General features: G+C 53.3%; 2 protein-coding genes. Both read left to right on the plus strand.

Translation table 11 applies throughout. The features are described from left to right. Positions 1-765: sugar phosphate isomerase/epimerase family protein (locus FHQ30_RS12895; protein WP_139625192.1), on the plus strand; the 765-nt coding region annotated here is incomplete at its 5' end. Further along, positions 762-1160 (plus strand): PHP domain-containing protein (locus FHQ30_RS12900; protein WP_139625193.1); only part of this gene is annotated, 399 nt, incomplete at its 3' end. The genes FHQ30_RS12895 and FHQ30_RS12900, both read left to right, overlap by 4 nt.

A 1160-nucleotide genomic window follows, 5' to 3' on the forward strand; every position in this document is an offset into this window, starting at 1 on the left:
TATTTTTTCAATGCCGGGCACACACCGCAAGATGTCAAAGCCTTGCTGGGCGACATCAAAATCTCATCGGTGGGCTGGCTGTCGGATATCGAACGCCAAGGGCATGATTTTGTGGTGATGATGAAAGAAGCGGAAAAGCTGTTTGAAATGTCGGCGGCGATCGGCGGCCGGGCGGTGGAGATTTTAAACGGCCCGGTGGATTGGCGGGCGGTGGAAAGTTTCCGCCACAATCTGCCCTATCAAGGCTATATGGGCTTGCAAGGCTTGCCTTTGCCCGAGCAGCAACGGCTGACGGTGAAAAATATGCAGGCGTTGGCGGATTTGGCGAAAGATTTCGGGCTGAGCTTGTTTTTCGAGCCGCTGTGCTGGACCAGCTTTCCTTCATTGAAAGAAGGCATTCCGCTGATTGAGCAGGCAGAGCGTGACAACTTGAAAGTGGTGGTGGATTTTTATCACAACTACATCGCCGGCCTGGATGCGGAGTTTTTGGCCAAGATGGATAAACGGCACATTCTCGGCGTGCATATCTGCAATTCCCGCCAACGCAGCGAGCAAATTCCGTGTGAAGAAATCTTCCGTGATGCAGGCTTTTACGACGGCGCGATTCCGATTAAAGAATGGGTGGATGCGGTGAAATCCACCGGATTTGACGGCTGGTGGGCGTATGAAACCTTCTCCAAACGCGAAGCAGAAGAGGAAATTTACAGCTTTACCCGCTATGTTCATCAGGAATTGCGCAAATTGGTGCACGGAGTCGGCCAATGATTGATTTACATATGCACAGCTTATACAGCAGCGACGGCGATTTCAGCCCCGCCGATTTAGCGGCGAAATGTGCCGCCGCGGGCATCAGCCTGATGTCGATTACCGACCACAACACCGTTGCCGCCACCGAAGAAGTCATCGCCGTCGCCAAGCAACACGGCATCCGCTATCTGCCCGGCATTGAAATCGACTGCATGTATGAAAACAACGGTTTCCATATGCTCGGCTACGGCATCGACTACCGCAACGGCGATTTTTCCGCCATTGAACACCACGTCCGCGCCCAAGACCGCCAAGCCGCTTATCTTATGCTGGAGAAAACCCAAGCCTTGGGTTTTGACGTGCAAGAAAGCGATATGCAGGCATTGGCAGCGGGGCGTTATTGGGCGGAAACC

The organism is Testudinibacter sp. 'clade 2', assembly GCF_006227735.1.
In the GTDB taxonomy this organism is placed as follows: Bacteria; Pseudomonadota; Gammaproteobacteria; order Enterobacterales; family Pasteurellaceae; genus Chelonobacter.